At 64.5% G+C, this 674-nt stretch carries 1 protein-coding gene; it reads left to right on the forward strand.

What is annotated here, in order from left to right; genetic code table 11:
• Positions 1-674: calcium-binding protein (locus AC1DQM_RS29865; RefSeq protein ID WP_477747264.1), on the forward strand; the 674-nt coding region annotated here is incomplete at both ends.

Genomic DNA, 674 nt, shown 5'->3' on the forward strand with positions numbered 1-674 from the left:
CAACGCCCTGAACAACGTGCTGATCGGCAACAGCGGCAACAACGTGCTGGACGGTGGCCTCGGCGCCGACGTGATGATTGGCGGCTTCGGCAATGACACCTACGTCGTCGACAACCTCAAGGACGTGGTCGCCGAAACCAGCACCCTGGCGAGCGAAATCGACACCGTACGCGCCTCGGTGAGCTGGACCCTGGGTGCCAACCTGGAAAACCTCACCCTGACCGGCAGCGACAACCTCAACGGCGTCGGCAATACCCTGAACAACGTGCTGACCGGCAACAGCGGCAACAACGTGCTCAACGGTGGCGCGGGGCTGGACACGCTGATCGGCGGCGCCGGCGACGACACCTATATCCTCGACCAGGTCGGCGAACTGGCGCTGCTGCAGGAAACCGCCGACCAGGGCCGCGACCTGCTGAACATCAGCTACACCTCGACCCTGGCCAGCAGCACCGTCGACCTCAGCCAAAGCAACCTGCAGAACGTCGAAGATGTCACCGTCACCGGCCTCGGCAACTTCACCGTGATCGGCAACGACCAGAACAACACCCTGCTCGGCAACGCCTACAACAACACCCTGCAAGGCGGGGCCGGCAATGACTGGCTGGATGGCGGCGCCGGCGCCGACACCCTCAGCGGCGGCAGCGGCGACGACACCTACGTCATCGACAACG

Source organism: Pseudomonas sp. 01L34 (assembly GCF_056400265.1).